The following is a 17,232-nucleotide window of genomic DNA, read 5'->3' as shown; positions in this document are numbered from 1 at the left end:
TCCGCGCCCGGCCCCCGTGGTCGGGCGCGGACCCCTCCCTCTTACTCCCGGAGTCACCATGCATCCCGCCCGCGCGCTCGGCGCCGTCCTCGCGACGGTCCTGCTCGCGCCCGCGGCGATCCTCCTCGCGCCCGCGGCGAGCGCCGAGCAGCGCGACGTCCTCGACGTGCGCGAGCGCTCCTCCTCGACGCTCGCCCTCGCCGATCTGGCGCCCGGCGACTCGTCGGAGTGGGCCGCCGAGGTGACCAACACCGACTCGGTCGGCCACGCGCTCACCGTCGGCTTCGACTCCGAGGGGCCCCTGCTCACCGCTCCTGACGGGCTCCGCCTCGCCGTCGACCTCTGCGACGCCCCCTTCGACTCCACTCCGCTGCCCACTCCCGAGGGCCGCACCGTCGAGCGCTTCACCTGCGCCTCGGGCGACGTGCCGCTCGGATCGGGGCCCGCCGCCGGGCTTGGCCGGCTCGAGACCGCCCGCCCGATCGCCGAGGGCGCGACCGTCGGCGTCCGGGTGCGCGTGGCGTTCCCGGAGTCGGCGGGGAACGCGCTCGAGGACGCGGACGGGTCGTTGCGGGTCGTGTTCTCGGTGGCGGGGGCGGCGGAGGCGGACGGGCCTGGTGTCGGGAGTCCGGGTGCCGGGGGTCCCGGCGCTGGCGGGCCCGGTGCCGGCGGTCCCGGCGCTGACTCCGGAGTCGCCGCCCCCGACTCCCCCGCGCGTCCCGGCGGCCTCGCCGTCACCGGACGCGACCTCGGCGCCGCGCTGCTCGGAGCGCTCGTCGCCCTCGCGGCCGGACTCGTTCTCGCCCGCCGCCGCCGGGAGGACCCCGCGTGATCCGCCGCCTCCTCCGCGCCCTCGCCGGCGTGCTCGTCACCCTGCTCGCGGTTGCGGGCGTCGCCGCGTTCGCCCTGTCGGCGCTCGGAGTGGTCCGCCTGGTGCCCGTGCTCTCCAACTCGATGGCCCCCGGCATGCCCGTCGGATCCCTCGCCGTCACCCTCCCCGCCGCGCAGGCCGAGATCCGCGCCGGCGACGTGATCGTGTTCACCGACCCGACCGCGTCCTCGCGCCGCGTGATCCACCGGGTGACCCTCGTCTACTCCGAGGCGGACGCCGCGCAGCTGCGCGGCCGCGAGCCCGGCGAGCTGGCCCTGACCACGAAGGGCGACAACAACTCCTCCGCCGACCCGTGGATCCTCACCATCGGCGACGCCCGCGTCTGGCGCGAGGAGGCCGTCGTGCCGCTGCTGGGCTGGCCGGCCCTCGCCCTGACGACCCCGGAGGCGCGCTTCGCCCTGTTCGCGGGCGGCGGCGCGCTCGTGGTCGCCGCGGTGCTGCTCGTCATCTGGCGGCGGCCCGCGGGCGGGGCGGAGGAAGGTGCGGCGGAGCAGAGTGGTGCGGCCGAGGGAGCCACCCGCACCCCCTCCGGAGCCGCCTCGTGACCCGCGCCGCACACCGCGCCACGCGCCGCCGCCCCCCGCGCCGCCACCGCACCCTGCTCGCCGCCGGACTCGCGGCCGCGCTCGTCCTCGCCGGGACCGCCACCGCGACCGCCCTCTTCACGTCGCGCGACTCCGTCCAGGCCCGCACGAGCTCGGGAGTCGTCACCCTCTCGTTCACCGCGACCACCGCCACCACCGTCCCGGTGGCCGTCACCGGACTCGTGCCCGGAGGCACCGCCCGCCGCCTCGTCGACCTCACGAACGCCGGCTCCGTCGCCGTCTCGGCCCTGCAGCTCGAATCAGCGGCGCCCGTGGTCGGAGCGAGCACCTCCGACGGCCTGCAGATCGCGCTGGACCGCTGCTCCCAGCCCTGGTCCTCCGACGGCGCGACCTGCGGCGGCACGATCACCGCCGTCTCCCCCGACCGTCCCGCCACCGCCCGGATCGACCTGCCCGCCTCCCCCGCCCTCGCGAACGGAGTGACGGATCACCTCCGCCTGACCCTGCGGCTCCCCGAGTCGGCACCCTCCGCCGCCCAGGGCACCACCGGCTCGATCACCCTCACCGCCGTCGGCGTGCAGCGCCCCGGCCGCCACGTCTGAGCCGCGTCCCGTCCCGCCCTTCCGCAGAAGTTGCCGTAACCGCGCGCCCCTCCCGCAACTACTGGAGAAGCACTGCACAGCCCTAGCCCCAGCACCTCGGCCGCTTCCGCCCTTCCGCAGAAGTTGCGGTGACCGCGCGCGGTTCCCGCAACTACTGAGGAACCACCGCAACGAGACAGCACCCGCCTCCCGCAGCCCCCTCACGCCTGCGCCGGCGTCAGCGTCGACACCGCCTCGTGGAACGTGCCCACCCCCGCGGCCACGCCCTCCAGACTCAGCACCGTCCAGGTCGGCCCCGTCCGCACCAGCACGCCCAGCTCCTGCGCCGGCCGCGTACGGGTGCGCCGCAGCTCCAGCACGAACACCCCGGGTCGCGCCTCGCGGACCTCGGGGCTGCGTCGATCGGGCAGTCTCACGCCGCCCTCCTCCCGTCCTCCGAGAGCGGCGTCAGCGGTAGACGCTCCACTCCTTCTTGACCACGTGCTTCTCCTCGCCGTTCACCGAGACGATCCACTCGCCGTCCCGCTTCGCGATCACGCGCCCGCGCAGGTACTGCGGCTCCCAGCCGTCCGCCCGCGGAACCCACTTCACGAAGCGCGCGAACCGCCCCGGCGCCACATCGTCCCTCGACATCGTCGACTCCCCTCGTCGCACCCGGGGGCCGCCGCGCTCCGAGTCGGTCGCGCGGTTCCTCCGGGATGCTCTGGACACTAAGTCGGGCTCCCGTGCCGTGTGGAGGGCGTTGACTCCGCCGCCCGTCTCTGGCAGTGCGCGCGCGGCCGAACGGACCACCCCGCCGCACCGTCCCGGCAGCGACCGCGACCGACGGACCGGGAGCGAAGTCGTCGCACTCCCGGCTTCCCCTGCCCGCCGACCCGTCCGTAGATTCGAGGCATGTCCTCCTCCGATCGCGAAGCCCGCCTCGCCGACGTGTTCGTCGCGCTCGCCGACGCTCTGCGCCCCGAGCACGACGTCATCGACACGATGGACACGCTCGTCGACGCCGCGACCCGCTTCACCGCGGCGGTCGACGCCGGCATCGTCCTGGCCGACGGCGAGGGCGCCCTGCACGTGATGGCCTCCACGAGCGAGCGCGCCGCCGAGATCGAGGAGGAGCAGCTCGGCACCCACGAGGGCCCGTGCCTCGAGGCGTTCCACAGCGGCGCCGTCGTCGAGCTCGCCGACCTGCAGCAGTCCGAGCGCTGGCCCGACTTCACCCGCACCGCGCTCGACCGCGGCTTCCGGGCCGTGCACGCGACTCCGCTGCGCCACCGCGACCGCACCCTCGGCGCGATCAACGTCTTCGCGACCGAGCCCGGCCCCTTCAGCGACAACGACGTGGCCGTCCTGCAGGCCCTCGCCGACGTCGCCACCCTCGGCATCGTCTTCAGCGAGACCCTGCGCGAGCAGAACGACCTCACCGCGCAGCTGCAGCACGCGCTCGACTCCCGCATCGTGATCGAGCAGGCGAAGGGCGTGCTCGCCGAGCGGCAGAGCATCAGCATCGACCACGCGTTCACACTGCTCCGGAGTCACGCCCGCCGCACCGGCGCGCGGTTGCGCGACGTGGCGAACGGAGTGGTCTCAACCACCGGCACCCTCTGATCCCGCAGCGAGGGAGACTCTGCCGGACCGGACCGGGCCGCTGCGCCTCCCCCTCGCGCGACCCGGCCGGGCGCAACCCCACCGACGCATCCCGGGCGGGGGCGTAACGTGGCTCCCGCATCCCGGACCACGATGCACGGCCGACAGGCCTCAGAGGGTTGGGGAGACGCATGGACACGGCACGCACGGACGGACCACGAGCACGGCGCGGGGCGGCGCCATGGGCTTCCTGAAACTCGACTCCCTGCCGTCCCTGCAGGTGGACGACGCCACTCTCACCCGTCTCGAGTACGCGACGGCGATCCTTCGCCGCGACGGAGGCTCCGGCCTGTTCGTCTGGGTCGCCGAGGGAACCCCGCTCTCGGTCGCCACGATCGCGCTGTCGGAGGCGACTCCGATGGTCATCGAGTACGACTCGGCCGAGCCGGACGAGCCGGACATCGCGTCGGTGACGCGACTGCTCGTGCGGGCGCGCGGGGCCACGGGCGAGTGGATCATCGGCCGACTGGCCGACCGGGTGCGCTGACCCGCGAACCTCCATGATCGCCGAGCGTCGAACGTTCGGTGATCGTCGCCCCTCTGACGGCCTGGGCCGCTCCTCAGACCGTCGGGATCGCCGCCGTGTGCACCGCGTGCTCCGGCTCCGGCGAGATCCGCAGGCCCTGAGCGCTGTACGAGTCCATCAGCAGCCGCCGCACCCACTCCGGGTTGATCGACGGGGCGCGCCCGCCGAAGTACTTGAAGCGCAGCGGGATCGCCGGATGCAGCCACAGCGAGGTGCGACCGTCCCCGGCCGCTCCGGCGTCGCGCCACGAGAAGTAGAACGACTCGCCCTTGCCGAGCTTCGTGCCGATCACGATCTGCAGATGCGCGAGCAGGCGATCGTCGAAATCGGCCTCCGTCGTCGAGTCGTAGATCATCCTGCCCATGGTGAACCCCTGTCGCCGTCGCGATCCCCGCCGGACCGCTGCTCGGGCGGTGTCGTGAACCCTCGCATCTTCGACGCTACTCAGGGACCCCCGAGGCGCAACCCCGTGGACAGACCGGACCCGTGCCGTCGCACCCGTCGATCCGCGCCGTCGTCACCGCGCCACGGAGCCGATCCGCGCGTCCTCCTCGAAGTCGGCCTCCTGGAACTCGTCGACCTCGCTCAGCCACCGCTCCTGCACGAAGGCCACGTGCTCCGGATGCGCGTCGTACGCCGCGAACGCGGCCCGGTCGGCGAACACCATCGAGAACTGCCACGCGAGGCCGTTCTTCGGGCTGACCTGCCGGTTCACGGTGAAGTCCTGCACCCCGGGGATCCCCGTCAGGATCCGGCGAGCGCTCGCGAGGAACTCCTCCTCCTCGGACGAGCCTGCCGCGTGCACCAGCGAGAACGCGACGGTGTGCTGGATCGAGGCGCCCGGGGCGATCTCCTCCGAGACCTGCCGGCGGGCCTCGTCGATGGTCGCCATCACCGAGACGATCTCGTGGTGCGGGTGCACGGGCGATTCGACGAGCCCCTGCGCCACGTACGACGCGAAGGCCGTGGCCTGGTGCGCGAGCCCGTCGTGCAGCTCCGGGTGCGAGTCGTCGATCCACGTGGCGGACTCGTCCGCACCGAGTCCTCCGAGGGTCAGGGTGAGCCCGCTCGGGCCGAAGAACGGGCTGTGCACGAGGAGCCGGCCCGCCGATCCGACGACGAGGGCCTCCACCGGCAGTGACGCCTCGAGGGACGTCGACAGCAGCGCCCGCGCGCCCGACTCCGTCTCGAGGAGCAGGTCGGCGCTCGCGTCGACTCCGGTCGCCTGGTTGATCGAGCCGGACGCGGTGACGGAGGAGGGGGCGCCGAGCACCGAGGACGCGAACGAGATCGGGTACACCCCGGCATCCAGCAGCGCGCCTCCGCCGAGCTCGCGGTTCCAGAGCCGGTGCTCCGGGAGGAACGGCATCAGGAACCCGAAGTCGGCGCGCACGAGGCGCAGCTCGCCCAGCACCCCGCTCTCGAGCACCTGGCGGATCACGTCGGCCTGCGGCAGGTAGCGCGTCCACATCGCCTCCATCACGAGCACGCCCGCCGCCCGTCCGGCGTCGGTGATCTGCTCGGCCTCCCGCGCCGACATCGCGATCGGCTTCTCGATCAGCACGTGCTTGCCGGCTGCGATCGCGGCGAGCGCCTGGTCGCGGTGCAGCGGGTGCGGAGTGGCGACGTAGACGACGTCGACCTCCGGGTCCGCGAGCAGCGCCTCGACCGAGTCGTGCACCGTCGGGATCCCGTGCTCCTGCGCGAACGCGCGCGTCTTCTCGGCGTCGCGCGCGGTCACGGCGACGGCGCGCTGGGTCGTGTGCGCGTGGATCGCGTGCACGAAGCGGGCCGCGATGCCGGTGCCGATCACTCCCCAGCGCAGTTCCGGAACGGAGCCGGGGTCGATCGGTCGCGGAGCGGGGAGCGTCACGGTCATGGGTCGCCTTCTCGTGGGGATCGCCTCGGTGCGATCGGTCGTCCGGGCGACGCTAGCACCCGTTCCCGCCTTCGCGTGAGAGCGCTCTAGCGGGTCCCGAACACGGATCCGCGCGGCTCGGGCACCGCGATCACGAGCGTCCGCGACTGCGCGCGCCACCCGCACTCCGGCCCCTCCGGCTCGCCGAGCAGCCGCCACGACAGCGGCTGCTCTCTCTCGATCAGCACCTCGCCCGAGCGGTCCGCGACCGTGACCGTCGCCTCGTCCGGCGGCTCCGTGCCCACCTCGAACACCCAGCCGCCGTCCTCGTCCCGCGCGAGGGGGTAGGTGGGCGCCCCGTCCGGAGTGATCGCCTCGGGCCGCGAGCACACGTCGCCCGAGCACAGCCGCACGTCCGCGACGGAGCCGCTCCCCGGCCCCTCGACGCTCACGGTCAGCGTCGTGCTCCACCCCCGGCATCCCTCGGCCGGCGCGCACCCCGCGAGCACCACGGCCGCGACGAGGACAGCTCCCCCCGCTGCCGCTCGCCGCCTCCGCACGCGCTCATCCTCTCGACCCCGCGGCGCGCCGTCCAGCGGCGGGGGCGGCCGGGCTCGGCGCCTCCGCACCTCACCTGCGCGCCGGCGCTGCTCCCGCACCCGACGGTGGGCCCGACCACCGTGCAACGGCCGTACGCTACGGGCAGCGCAGCGCGCCCCTCACCCCCACTCGATCCGATCGAACACCGCCCGCAGCGCAGCCCCACGAACCGGATTCACCGCCGCCACCCACGCGATCCGCCCCAGCAGATGCGCCCGGAAGTCCCCCACCCCCGCGCGGTTCTGCCCCGCCGGCCCGTGCACGGCGCAGTTGTGCAGGATCGCGTGCAGCCGGTCCACGTCGGCCCGCCGCACGTTCGGCCGGGCGTTCACCACCACTCCGGTCACGCTCTGCCGCACCGACGCCCGCCGGATCCGCGTCTTCCGCGGATTCACCGCGTACCCCGCGTCCTCCACCACCCGCTGCACCCCGCGCGTGAACGCCTCGGCACGCCGCGCGAAGCTCTCGTCGCCGCTGAACGCGAGGTCGTCGGCGTACCGGGTGTAGCGCGCGCCGGCCGCCTCGGCGTACCCCGTGAGCCGCGCGTCCAGGCGCCGCAGCGCCAGGTTCGCGAGCGCCGGCGACGTCGGCGCGCCCTGCGGCAGGTGCGGCAGCGTCAGCGCCCGCCGCAGCCCCGCGCGCTCCTCCGGGGACCCACCCTCGGGCAGCCGCCGCAGCACCGCGACCGGCACCTCGTGCGTGCAGAGCCCCGTCAGCGTGTACGCGACCGCCTCCGGCAGCCCCTCGCGACGCAGCAGCCCGAACACCCGCGGCGCCGTCACCTGCGCGAAGAACCGCTGCAGATCCAGCGTCACGACGACCGCGCTGCCGACGTGCTCCGCCGCCCCGGTGATCGCGCTCCGACCCGGCACGAACCCGTGCGCGGCGGGATGCACCGGCGCCAGGCCCACGATCTCGTCCAGCACCGTGCGCTGCACCGCGCGCAGCCGACCGCGCGGCATCTCGAGCAGGCGCGCGACGCGGCCCGGCCGTTCCCGCCAGACGTGGTCGTAGTGCTGCAGCCGCCCCTCCGGAGCCCGACGGTTCCAGGACCCCGCGTCGGCGAGCCCGTCCAGGGCGTCGACGCTCAACCCGAGCAGCGCGGCGAGATCGGCGATCCCGTCGATCCGCGGCACCGGCGACGAGGACTCGGCCGCTCTCGCCGCCACCGGCGCGAGGTGCGCGACGACGGGCTGCGCCCGGTCCGGCAGCAGCGCCGCGATGCAGCGCCCGAGCTCGCGAGGAGCGTCGACCGGAGGATGCGGGAACGCGACGAGCACGCGCGTCACGAGCGGTCCGAGCCAGCGCCGACGGATGCCGAGGGAGTCGGCCGCCGCGGCGCGCAGGGCGTCGTGCGTCCACTCCGCCCCGAGGAACGCGTGCACGAGCGCCTCGACGAGCACGTCCCGACCCCGCATGCGAACCCCCCGCACCAGCCTAGGCTGGGCGGCACCGCTCCCTCCGGGCGAGGCGGACGATGCACGAGCTGCACCGTCCTCTCCGGGGTCACCCCGGGGCACGTGGATCGACCAGGCACCGCACCGCAGGCACCCGCCCGCGCTCCGCGCGGCTCAGCGCCCGCACTTCCCGACAGGTCGCCCGGAGGGAGCGGCCCGCTGTTCACCCGGGTGCCGCCTCGGGGTCCTTGCGCCGGGCGCTCCCGCCCCGCAGGCTGGCGGCATGACGAACGAGCACAGCCCCTCCTCGGGCGCCGGAGCCGGTGAGATCACCGGCCTGGTCGTCATCGCGGTCGCCGCCCTCGCCCTCCTGGCCTCGGCCTTCGCCGTCGGCGCGGGGATCGAGATCGCCTTCCTCGGCGCACTCGCGGCCTTCGCCGTCGGGATCGCGGGCTTCGGGATCCACCTCGCGAGCCGCGAGGCCCGGTTCCGCCGCGACAACCGCTGACCCCCGCCCGCCTCACAGCGACACGACCGGCGCAGAGACCGCCGCTCCTCGGGGCAGAACGTCAGCCCGGAGTGACCCCTGACGTCTGACAGCCGATATCCCCCTCCCTCAGCTCATGTTCTGCGAGCCGCCACCACCCCTCCGACGTCGCACTCACCCCGAGGTGAGCCACCCCCCGGCCGGGTCGCCCCAGCTGTGGGGGGAAGAAGCCCTGATCGCGCGCGGGATCGTGACATCGGTGAACCGTTCGGATACATTCGCCCGTATAGAGCACCCGACACCCCGGTGCCGTCCTCCCCTGGGCGTGCGGAGCGGAGAGGACGAGCGATGGACGAGTGGCGGCCCCACCTCCCGACCGACGACGACTGGTCGCCCCGGTTCTCGGGCTCGGTCGAGTCGGTGCCCGCCGAGACCCTCGACGCGGCGGTGCGGATCCTGCACCTGCTCCCCGAGGTCGAGCAGCTGACCCTCGAGACGGCGGAGGGACCCGTGTCCGTCGAGCGCCGCTCCAGTGCCGCGGCCTGGCGGGCCGCGGACGCCGTCGCCCTCGCCCTGCTCGCCTCCTCCGGCACCGTCGCCGGCATCAGCGCTCGCTCGTTCGACCGCCGTGACGGAGTGCGCCGCGCGACTCCCGCCGATCCGTTCCTCACCCGCGACGGCGGTCGCGCCGCCGCGATCCGCGCCTCCGAGGAGCGCGGCGAGATCTCCGCCGCGGAGGCCGAGCGGCGCCATCGGGAGCACCTCGACGGCGTCGACCGCGAGGACCCGCTCGAGACCCTCTGGGACGGTCCGTCCCTCCGCTGACATCAGCGACATGTGCAAGACTGTTCATATGAACAGGCATTCAGGAGCGGCCTGACCGTGGGCGCCGGGCACTCCCACGTCCCCGCGGCGAGCGGATCAGCAGCGAGCGGATCCGCCGCCGCGCGCCACCGCGGCCCCCTCCTCGCGGCCTTCGTCCTCACCGCCGCGTTCATGGTCGTCGAGTTCGTCGTCGGCGTTCGCACCGGCTCCCTCGCCCTGCTCTCGGACGCCGCGCACATGGGCACCGACGTGATCGCCCTGGGCATGTCCCTCGCCGCGATCTCGCTCGCCGCCCGCCCGGCCGCCCGCGGCCGCACCTACGGCTCCTACCGCCTCGAGGTCCTCGCCGCGCTGGCCAACGGGCTCCTCCTCTTCGGCGTCGCGGCCTTCGTGATCGTCGAGGCCGTGCGCCGCTTCGCCGAGCCGCCCGCAGTCCCCGGGCTGCCTCTTCTCCTCACGGCGATCGTCGGACTCCTGGTCAACCTGGTGAGCCTGCGCCTGCTCTCGGCCGGCGCGAAGGAGAGCATCACCCTCCGCGGAGCCTCGCTCGAGGTGCTCGGCGACGCGCTCGGCTCGGTCGGAGTGATCGTGGCCGCGATCGTGCTGCTCACGACCGGCTGGGCCTGGGCGGATCCGGTGGTCGGCGTGCTGATCGGGCTGCTGATCCTGCCGCGCACCTGGTCGCTGACCCGGCAGGCGCTGGGCATCCTGATGGAGTCGGCGCCGGCGCACCTCGACGTCGACGCGATCGAGCGCGACGTCCGCGCCGTGCCCGGAGTGCTCGCGCTGCACGACCTGCACGTCTGGACCATCACGTCCGGCATGGAGAGCGCCAGCGGCCACATCGTGGTCGCTCCCGACGCCGACTACCGCGAGGTGCTCAGCGCGGTGCTCGCCGTTCTGCGGGAGGATCACGGAGTCGCCCACGCGACGATCCAGTGCGAGCCGGAGGAGTTCCCGGAGCAGGCGCATGCGATCTGAGCCCGGGGCGACGGGACCCGACCCGGAGGGAGCAGTCGTGACCGGACTCCCCTCCGATGCCGCCGTCGCCGACCTCGCCGACGTGTTCGGCCTGCTCGGCGACCCGGGCCGGATGCGGATCCTGCTCGCCCTGCTGGGCGGCCCCCTGCGCGTCGGCGAGCTCTCGGAGCGCAGCGGGCTGAGCCCGTCCGCCACCTCGCACGCGCTGCGGCTCCTCCGCTCGCACCGCGTGGTCGAGGTGCGCCGCGAGGGCCGCACCGCCTCGTACGCCCTCGCCGACGCCCACGTGCGCGACTTCCTCGAGCTCGGCCTCGCCCACGTCGGCCACACCGTGCTGGTCCACCACGTCGACCCCGCCGCGGAGCCCTGCGACCCGCCCGAGCACCCCTGACCCCGCCCGCCTCCCGCGAGATGCCACTCCGGTACGCGACACGCCGGAGCACCTGTACCGAAGTGGCATCTCGCGCAGTCGGAACCGGAGTCGCGCCCCCGTCGGCGATCCCGGCACCCGCCCGCCTTCCGCATGGTGACGTCAACATGTAGCGTGGGCCGTCCGGACGTGTTCACGCGAACACGCGCCGCTTTTCACTGGCGAAAGAGAGACAGCATCAATGTCGATGTCCGTTAGACGACTCGCCGCGCTCGCCACGAGTGCCGCACTGGCCGCCGGGGCGGTGCTCGCCCTCCCCACGGCGGCCGCTCCCGCCGAGGCCGCGGACGGGGTCCGCATCACCCCGAACCCCGCCTACTCCGGAGAGGCCTACGAGGGATGGGGCACCAGCCTCGTCTGGTTCGCGAACGCCACCGGGAACTACCCCGAGGCCCTCCGCGAGGACCTGTACCAGAAGGTGTTCGGCGAGGAGGGCCTCGACCTCAACATCGCGCGCTACAACATCGGCGGCGGCAACGCCTCCGACGTGAAGGACTACCTCCGCCCCGGCGGCGCGGTCGAGGGCTGGTGGGCGAAGAACCCCACCGGCGACGCGTCCGTCTACGGCGGCACCTCCACGAACCTCGCCGATCGCGACGCCCTGCTCGCGAAGTGGGATCCGGCCGATCCCGCCTCCTACGACTTCACCGCCGACGAGACGCAGCGCTGGTGGGTCGAGAAGCTCGCCGCCGAGCAGCAGATCACGCACTGGGAGTCGTTCGCCAACTCCGCCCCGTACTTCATGACCGAGAGCGGCTACGTCTCGGGCGGCTTCAACGCCACCAGCGAGCAGCTGAAGCCCGCCGCCGAGGCGAAGTTCGCCGAGTACCTGGCCACCGTCACCGAGCGGATGGAGGCCGAGTACGGCATCGAGTTCGACACCCTCGACCCGTTCAACGAGCCGAACACGAACTACTGGGGCACCACCCTCACCAACGGCGTCCCCACCGGCGGTCGCCAGGAGGGCATGCACATGGGCCCCGCGGCCCAGGTGAGCCTGCTCCCCGACGTCGCCGCCGCCCTGGCCGCATCCGACTCCGACGCCGGCATCGCCGCCATGGACGAGACCAACCCCAGCATCTTCAAGACCAACTGGGCCGCCTACCCGCAGTCCGCCCGTGATCTCGTCGACCGGATGAACGTCCACACCTACGGCACCGGCGACCGCCTCGCGGTCCGCGACCTCGCCAAGCAGGCCGACAAGGACCTGTGGATGAGCGAGATCGAGGGCAACTGGGTCCAGGGCTGGAACCCCACCAGCATCGAGAACGGCCTCGGCATCGCCGGCCGCATCACCGACGACCTCCGCGAGCTCGAGCCGAAGGCGTGGGTGCTCTGGCAGCCCGTCGAGGACTACTACAACATGGAGAAGGCTCCGCCCAAGGGCGAGAACCTCAACTGGGGATCGGTGTTCATCGACCTCGACTGCAAGCCTTACCAGGAGGGCGGGGCCGAGGTCTGGAAGTCGGTGCGCCGCGTCGCGGACGCCGGTGGCGACTCGACCAAGGCTCCCGTCTGCGGCGTCGAGACGAACTCGAAGTTCAACACGATCCGCAACTTCACCAAGTTCATCCAGGAGGGCGACCACCTGATCGCCGTCGACGACGCCGCGACCACCGCCGCCACCCGCGCGGACGGCTCCGGAGCGACCGTCGTGCACACCAACACCACCACCGCCGAGCGCACCGTCACCCTCGACCTCTCGCGCTTCGGCACGATCGCCGCGGGCGCGTCGGTCACTCCGTACGTCACGACCCAGGCCGCCTCGGCCGCAGCGCCCACCGGCAACGCACTCGTCGAGAAGGCCCCCGTCGTGATCGACCGCGAGGCTCGCACCGCGACCGTCACGGTGCCCGCCAAGTCGGTCACCACCTTCTCGATCGACGGAGTCTCGGGCGTCGCCGAGAACGCCCCCGCCCTGCGCGACGGCCACGACTACCAGCTGGTCGGCACGCAGAGCAGCAAGGCGCTCACCGCGACGACCTCGTCGACCGCGATCACGACGGTCGCGACCGACTCCGCCACCGCCGCCAAGCAGACCTGGACCGTGCACGAGGTGCCGGCCGGCGAGCGCGAGGCCACCCGCCGCGTCGTCCTCGAGAACGCCGACGGACGCGTGCTCGGAGCGACCAGCGCCGGCACCGACCTGCGGAGCGTCTCCGTCGCCGCCGCGAAGGCCGCCCCCGCGACCCGCTGGATCGTGAACACGACCGACGGCGTCCGCTACACCCTCGTCAACGAGGCGCTCGGGCTCTCGCTCGACGTCAACGGCCAGTCGACCGCCGAGAACACCACGGTGGGCGTCTACGGCTCGAACGGCGGAGCGAACCAGTCGTGGCAGCTGCGCGACCTCGCGCCGCTCGCGACCCAGACGGTCCCGGTGCGCACCACGGTGGGCGTCGCGCCGACCCTGCCCGCCTCCGTGACCCCGCAGTACCAGTGGGGCGCGGGCGCACCCGTCGCGGTGACCTGGCAGCAGCCGGCGTCCTCCGCGTGGGGCACCGCCGGCCGCGTCGAGGTGCCCGGCACCGCGACCGACCTCTACGGGCAGTCGATCGCCGTCACGGCGCTCGTCGACGTGGGCGGACTCACCGCCACCGACCCCGTGTCGGTGACGGTCGCCAGCGGAGCCTCCACCAGTGCCGTCCGCGCCGCCGCACCCACCACCGTCCCGGCCCGCGTCGGAGCCTCGACCAACACCTTCCCGGTGCCGGTCACGTGGGACTGGACCCCGCTGACCACCGCCTCGCTCGCGCAGACCGGATCCGTCCGGATCACGGGCACGGCGACCGCCGACGGAGCGACGCTGCCCGCGACCCTCACGGTGCTCGTCACCGCGGGAACGCCGCGGAACTTCAACCCGGACGCCGGCATCGTCGCGACCGCGTCGTCGTCGGAGTCGGGCTACGGACCCGAGCGCACCCGCAACGGCGTGCTCGGCGACAAGGGCTGGTCGAACTGGGTCGCGTCGAACAAGGCGACCCAGAGCACGCTGACCTACACCTTCCCGGCCGCGAAGCAGGTCGAGAAGGCGAGCGTGCAGTTCTACCGCGACGGCACCAACAGCTGGGCGCAGACCATCCAGCTGCAGGCGCGCGGAGTCGACGGCGTCTGGACGTCGGTCCCCGGCTGGGAGACGGCGCAGCCCGTCGAGTCCCCCGCCGGCGGAGCCCCGACGTACACCGCGTCGTTCGCCCCGGTCACCGCGACCGCCTTCCGCGTCGTGATGAACGCCTACGCCAACACGCACATGATCGTGTCCGAGGTGCAGCTGTTCGACGCGGCCGACAAGGTGGCCGTGCCCGCCTCGGTGAGCACGCTCGGCGCCCTGCGCGTCGACGGAGTCGGCGTGGCCGGCTTCGACCCGGCGCGCACCGACTACGCGGTCGTCGTCGAGGGCACGCGGATTCCGGTGCTCACCGCCGTCGCGACCGACTCGGCCGCGACCGTCCGCGTGACCCAGCCCAGCACCGCGACCAACGGAGTCGGCACCGTCACGGTGACGTCGGCCGACGGCTCGCGGACCAGCACCACCCGGGTCACCGTGGAGCTGCGGCAGCCCGCCGCGCTCGCCCTCACGGTGACGGCGTCCACGCGCTGCATCGCCGGCAAGGTGACGCTGACGGTGACCGCGCGCAACGACTCGGCCGTGCCGGTGTCGCTGACCTCGGCCTCGTCGTGGGGCTCGAAGCAGTTCACCGGAGTCGCCCCCGGCAAGAGCGCGGTCGCCGCGTTCTCGACGCGGGCCGTCTCGGTCGCCGCGGGCCAGGCGTCCGTCACCGCGACCGCCGTGGTCGACGGGAAGACCGTGACGACGGTCGTCCCCGCGGCCTACACGGCCCGCGACTGCGGCTGACGCTCCGGCCGCCGCACCACCTGTGACCGCCTCCGCCCTTCGGGGCGGGGGCGGTCACGTCGTCTCTCTGCCGGTCAAGGAGCCTGGCGGGGCGGCACGCGAGCATCGCCGGCGAACCGCCGAGTGATTCGTCGAGGAGGGCCGCCCCGGAGTTTCCCGGTCGGCCGTTCGTGACGGATGACCGGCGGGCCGCGTCGCGGACGACGTCGGCCGCCCCTCCTCACTGACGACGGCCGCCGCAGAACGTCAGCCAGGAGCACCCGGCAGCCACCATCGCGGCTGAGCAGCACTCTCGGCCGAGGTTCCGCGCCGTCGCGGGTCGAGTAGCCCCGCGGGGCGTATCGAGACCCACCCACCCCAGGACATCGCGGATCTCGATCCGCGCACTGCTCGATCAGCAGAGGAGGCCGCGGCGGCCGCCCGCGCTCAGTGCGCCGACGGCGCCGGCGCGCCCTTGCGGCGCAGCGCCGAGACGCCCGTGATGATCGCGACGATGATCGCTCCGAGCACGAGGCCGAAGATCATCGAGACGAAGGTGTCGGCCAGCCACACGACGACCGGGCCGGCCGCCTCGACCGCGTGGGTCACGACGTGCACCAGGTCGTAGGGTCCGTGCCAGAAGGTCTCGGCCAGGTTCGCGATCACGAGGTGCCCGCCGACCCACAGCATCGCGAGGGTGCCGATGATGCTGATCACGCGGAACACGAACGGCATCGACGCGACGATGCGGACACCGGCGCGACGGACTCCGCGCGAAGGGTTCTTCATCATCCCCAGGCCCACGTCGTCGATCTTCACCAGCAGCGCCACGGCACCGTAGACCAGCGCGGTCATGCCGAGGCCGATGATCGCGAGCGCTCCGAGCGTGGGCCCGAATCCGAAGTCGGGGTCGAGCCCGTCGAGCGCGATCAGCATGATCTCGGTGCTCAGGATGAGGTCGGTCCGGATCGCGCCGAAGACCAGCTTCTTCTCGTCGCGCGCCTCGGTCTCGGCGGCGGCGTGGTGCAGTCCGAACCACTCCGACACCTTCTCGGCGCCCTCGAAGCAGAGGAACGCGCCTCCGATGATGAGCAGGAACGGCAGCACCCCCGGCGCGAACGCCGACAGCAGCAGCGCCAGCGGGATGATGATGACGAACTTGTTGAACAGGCTGCCCAGCGAGATCTTCCACACGACGGGCAGCTCGCGCGCCGGCGTCAGGCCCTGCACGTACTGCGGAGTGACGGCCGCGTCGTCGATGACGACTCCCGCGGTCTTGGCGCTGGCTTTCAGGGCGGCGGTGAGGATGTCATCGACCACCGCGAGCAGACCGACCGACATGTTCTTCTCCCGTATCGTCTCGCCCGGCCGCTCGACCGGGACGACGTCCACAGTACCGACGCGCGCACCGCGCGCCCGGTCCCCTTGACGGCGCCGAGACCGCACGTCGCCGAGTCGCCCGGAAGGGCTCCCGACACGCCGCCGGCACGCGCCCTTCCGGGCGACTCGGCGCGGGCGGACCGGGAGCGACGGCCTCAGGCCGGGGCCGGCCCCGTGCTGGCGCGGACGACGAGGCCCGTCGGGACGAGCGTCGCTCCGGTGCGCTCGCCCGTCTCGAGCTCGCGCAGCAGCATGTCGACGGAGCGGCGGCCGGTGTCGGCGAACGACTGGCGCACCGTGGTGAGCGGCGGCCAGAAGCTCGCCGACTCCTCCATGTCGTCGAAGCCGACGACGCTGACCTCGCCCGGGACAGCGCGTCCCGCCTCGTGCAGGGCGCGCAGCACTCCGAGGGCCATCTGGTCGTTCGCGGCGAAGATCGCGGTCACCGCGGGGTCGGCGGCGAGCTCGACGCCCAGTCGGTGGCCCGAGGCGCTGGACCAGTCGCCGACGAGCGCCTCGGGCACCTTCGCGCCGCGGGTGCGCAGCGTCGCCTCCCACGCCTCGCGGCGGCGCTCGGCCGAGTAGGAGCGCGGCGGGCCCGAGATGTGGTGCACGGTGCGGTGCCCGAGGTCGAGCAGGTGCTCGACGGCCTGGCGGGCGCCCGACATCTGGTCGGTGTCGATCACCGAGTGCTTGTCGTCGCCGGCGGAGTCGACGACGACGACCGGCAGCTCGGGCGGCAGCACGATGTCGGCCTCGTCGAGCAGGTGCGCCTCGACGATGATGATGACCCCGTCGACGGCCTCCTCGCTCAGCCGGTGGAACGCGACCGAGACCTCGCCCTGCGTCGGGTGCGGCACCGGGATGAGGGTGATGGAGTAGCCCGCGTCGGCCGCGGCGACGGCGATCGCATCGAGGGTGCGCATGTTGCCGAAGGAGGACAGCGTGAACATGATCACGCCGATGCTGTGGAAGCGGCCGGTGCGCAGGGCTCTGGCGGCGCTGTTGGGGCGGTAGCCGACCTGGCGCATCGCCTGGAGGACCCGTTCGCGGGTCTCGCCGTCGACGTTCGACCGCCCGTTCGACACGCGCGAGACGGTCTGGCCGGACACCTTCGCGAGCCGGGCGACGTCGGCCATGGAGGGCCCGCGGCGACGCGGGGCGGTGCTCGTCGTCGGAGTCGCGTCGGATGCCATGGTCCCTCGTTTATAGCGCGTCGCCGAACATAAT

At 73.5% G+C, this 17,232-nt stretch carries 18 protein-coding genes; 10 read left to right on the top strand and 8 right to left on the bottom strand.

Annotation, left to right across the window (positions count from 1 at the left end):
* Positions 1 to 58: 58 nt before the first annotated feature.
* Genes ASF48_RS01720 through ASF48_RS01710 form a run of 3 tightly spaced genes read left to right on the top strand, consistent with a single transcriptional unit; the run spans position 59 to position 2,039 of the window.
* Entirely contained in the window at positions 59 to 832 is a 774-nt protein-coding gene (locus tag ASF48_RS01720; RefSeq protein WP_055785440.1) for a hypothetical protein, read from the top strand.
* Positions 829 to 1,437, top strand: a complete 609-nt coding sequence (locus tag ASF48_RS01715; protein WP_055785437.1) for a signal peptidase I — start codon at positions 829 to 831, stop codon at positions 1,435 to 1,437. The genes ASF48_RS01720 and ASF48_RS01715 overlap by 4 nt, the downstream gene beginning before the upstream one ends.
* Entirely contained in the window at positions 1,434 to 2,039 is a 606-nt protein-coding gene (locus tag ASF48_RS01710; protein WP_055785433.1) for a hypothetical protein, read from the top strand. Before ASF48_RS01715 ends, ASF48_RS01710 begins: the two co-directional genes overlap by 4 nt.
* A gap of 200 nt (positions 2,040 to 2,239) precedes the next feature.
* Here the strand turns inward: ASF48_RS01710 and ASF48_RS01705 are convergent, their stop codons facing one another.
* Entirely contained in the window at positions 2,240 to 2,455 is a 216-nt protein-coding gene (locus ASF48_RS01705) for a hypothetical protein (RefSeq protein ID WP_055785431.1), read from the bottom strand.
* Positions 2,456 to 2,486: 31 nt separating this feature from the next.
* Positions 2,487 to 2,672: a hypothetical protein gene (locus ASF48_RS19200; RefSeq protein WP_146168385.1), complete on the bottom strand. Its 186-nt coding sequence runs from the start codon at positions 2,670 to 2,672 to the stop codon at positions 2,487 to 2,489.
* A 261-nt stretch (positions 2,673 to 2,933) separates the two neighbouring features.
* On the opposite strand from ASF48_RS19200, the gene ASF48_RS01700 reads away from it, so the two are divergent.
* Positions 2,934 to 3,644, top strand: a complete 711-nt coding sequence (locus tag ASF48_RS01700; protein ID WP_055785428.1) for a GAF and ANTAR domain-containing protein — start codon at positions 2,934 to 2,936, stop codon at positions 3,642 to 3,644.
* 220 nt (positions 3,645 to 3,864) lie between these two features.
* Complete coding sequence (locus ASF48_RS01695; RefSeq protein ID WP_055785424.1) at positions 3,865 to 4,170, top strand: hypothetical protein; 306 nt, start codon at positions 3,865 to 3,867, stop codon at positions 4,168 to 4,170.
* A gap of 73 nt (positions 4,171 to 4,243) precedes the next feature.
* Here ASF48_RS01695 and ASF48_RS01690 read toward each other — a convergent pair whose 3' ends face one another.
* From ASF48_RS01690 to ASF48_RS01675, 4 genes are all read right to left on the bottom strand, one after another.
* Positions 4,244 to 4,573: a DUF7882 family protein gene (locus ASF48_RS01690; RefSeq protein ID WP_055785422.1), complete on the bottom strand. Its 330-nt coding sequence runs from the start codon at positions 4,571 to 4,573 to the stop codon at positions 4,244 to 4,246.
* Between the two features lie 153 nt (positions 4,574 to 4,726).
* Positions 4,727 to 6,088 (bottom strand): Gfo/Idh/MocA family oxidoreductase, encoded by a 1,362-nt coding sequence (locus ASF48_RS01685; RefSeq protein WP_162238014.1) that lies wholly within the window; start codon positions 6,086 to 6,088, stop codon positions 4,727 to 4,729.
* A gap of 86 nt (positions 6,089 to 6,174) precedes the next feature.
* Positions 6,175 to 6,519, bottom strand: coding sequence for a hypothetical protein (locus ASF48_RS01680; protein ID WP_157603012.1), 345 nt, complete (start codon positions 6,517 to 6,519; stop codon positions 6,175 to 6,177).
* 267 nt (positions 6,520 to 6,786) lie between these two features.
* Positions 6,787 to 8,085 (bottom strand): reverse transcriptase family protein, encoded by a 1,299-nt coding sequence (locus ASF48_RS01675; protein WP_082480914.1) that lies wholly within the window; start codon positions 8,083 to 8,085, stop codon positions 6,787 to 6,789.
* Positions 8,086 to 8,347: 262 nt separating this feature from the next.
* Between ASF48_RS01675 and ASF48_RS01670 the strand changes: the two genes are divergently transcribed.
* The 5 genes from ASF48_RS01670 to ASF48_RS18830 all read left to right on the top strand — a co-directional run bounded on the left by ASF48_RS01670 (position 8,348) and on the right by ASF48_RS18830 (position 14,643).
* Positions 8,348 to 8,572 carry a hypothetical protein gene (locus ASF48_RS01670; RefSeq protein WP_055785417.1) on the top strand — a complete coding sequence of 75 codons (225 nt, stop codon included), beginning with the start codon at positions 8,348 to 8,350 and terminating at the stop codon, positions 8,570 to 8,572.
* A gap of 327 nt (positions 8,573 to 8,899) precedes the next feature.
* Positions 8,900 to 9,376, top strand: coding sequence for a hypothetical protein (locus ASF48_RS01665; RefSeq protein WP_055785414.1), 477 nt, complete (start codon positions 8,900 to 8,902; stop codon positions 9,374 to 9,376).
* Positions 9,377 to 9,433: 57 nt separating this feature from the next.
* Positions 9,434 to 10,357 carry a cation diffusion facilitator family transporter gene (locus ASF48_RS01660; RefSeq protein ID WP_055785411.1) on the top strand — a complete coding sequence of 308 codons (924 nt, stop codon included), beginning with the start codon at positions 9,434 to 9,436 and terminating at the stop codon, positions 10,355 to 10,357.
* Positions 10,358 to 10,394: 37 nt separating this feature from the next.
* Positions 10,395 to 10,748, top strand: a complete 354-nt coding sequence (locus tag ASF48_RS01655) for an ArsR/SmtB family transcription factor (protein WP_056867379.1) — start codon at positions 10,395 to 10,397, stop codon at positions 10,746 to 10,748.
* Positions 10,749 to 10,974: 226 nt separating this feature from the next.
* The gene (locus tag ASF48_RS18830) at positions 10,975 to 14,643 is read left to right on the top strand and encodes an RICIN domain-containing protein (protein WP_162238013.1); all 3,669 of its coding nucleotides are present in this window, start codon (positions 10,975 to 10,977) and stop codon (positions 14,641 to 14,643) included.
* Positions 14,644 to 15,069: 426 nt separating this feature from the next.
* Here the strand turns inward: ASF48_RS18830 and ASF48_RS01645 are convergent, their stop codons facing one another.
* Together ASF48_RS01645 and ASF48_RS01640 are read right to left on the bottom strand one after the other, a co-directional pair.
* Positions 15,070 to 15,963 (bottom strand): DUF808 domain-containing protein, encoded by an 894-nt coding sequence (locus tag ASF48_RS01645; protein ID WP_055785402.1) that lies wholly within the window; start codon positions 15,961 to 15,963, stop codon positions 15,070 to 15,072.
* 194 nt (positions 15,964 to 16,157) lie between these two features.
* Complete coding sequence (locus ASF48_RS01640) at positions 16,158 to 17,198, bottom strand: LacI family DNA-binding transcriptional regulator (RefSeq protein ID WP_055785399.1); 1,041 nt, start codon at positions 17,196 to 17,198, stop codon at positions 16,158 to 16,160.
* Positions 17,199 to 17,232: the final 34 nt, after the last annotated feature.

The sequence above is a fragment of the Rathayibacter sp. Leaf299 genome (assembly GCF_001423055.1).
In the GTDB taxonomy this organism is placed as follows: domain Bacteria; phylum Actinomycetota; class Actinomycetes; order Actinomycetales; family Microbacteriaceae; genus Rathayibacter; species Rathayibacter caricis.
Note: the sequence above shows the minus strand (reverse complement) of the source record. Positions and strands in the feature narration are given on the sequence as shown.

Excerpts from the sequence above, each read along its gene's own strand:
- ASF48_RS01720 (WP_055785440.1), top strand. The coding sequence starts at position 59 with ATGCATCCCGCCCGCGCGCTCGGCGCCGTCCTCGCGACGGTCCTGCTC.
- ASF48_RS19200 (WP_146168385.1), bottom strand. The coding sequence starts at position 2,672 with ATGTCGAGGGACGATGTGGCGCCGGGGCGGTTCGCGCGCTTCGTGAAG.
- ASF48_RS01700 (WP_055785428.1), top strand. The coding sequence starts at position 2,934 with ATGTCCTCCTCCGATCGCGAAGCCCGCCTCGCCGACGTGTTCGTCGCG.
- ASF48_RS01695 (WP_055785424.1), top strand. The coding sequence starts at position 3,865 with ATGGGCTTCCTGAAACTCGACTCCCTGCCGTCCCTGCAGGTGGACGAC.
- ASF48_RS01690 (WP_055785422.1), bottom strand. The coding sequence starts at position 4,573 with ATGGGCAGGATGATCTACGACTCGACGACGGAGGCCGATTTCGACGAT.
- ASF48_RS01685 (WP_162238014.1), bottom strand. The coding sequence starts at position 6,088 with ATGACCGTGACGCTCCCCGCTCCGCGACCGATCGACCCCGGCTCCGTT.
- ASF48_RS01675 (WP_082480914.1), bottom strand. The coding sequence starts at position 8,085 with ATGCGGGGTCGGGACGTGCTCGTCGAGGCGCTCGTGCACGCGTTCCTC.
- ASF48_RS01670 (WP_055785417.1), top strand. The coding sequence starts at position 8,348 with ATGACGAACGAGCACAGCCCCTCCTCGGGCGCCGGAGCCGGTGAGATC.
- ASF48_RS01665 (WP_055785414.1), top strand. The coding sequence starts at position 8,900 with ATGGACGAGTGGCGGCCCCACCTCCCGACCGACGACGACTGGTCGCCC.
- ASF48_RS18830 (WP_162238013.1), top strand. The coding sequence starts at position 10,975 with ATGTCCGTTAGACGACTCGCCGCGCTCGCCACGAGTGCCGCACTGGCC.
- ASF48_RS01645 (WP_055785402.1), bottom strand. The coding sequence starts at position 15,963 with ATGTCGGTCGGTCTGCTCGCGGTGGTCGATGACATCCTCACCGCCGCC.
- ASF48_RS01640 (WP_055785399.1), bottom strand. The coding sequence starts at position 17,198 with ATGGCATCCGACGCGACTCCGACGACGAGCACCGCCCCGCGTCGCCGC.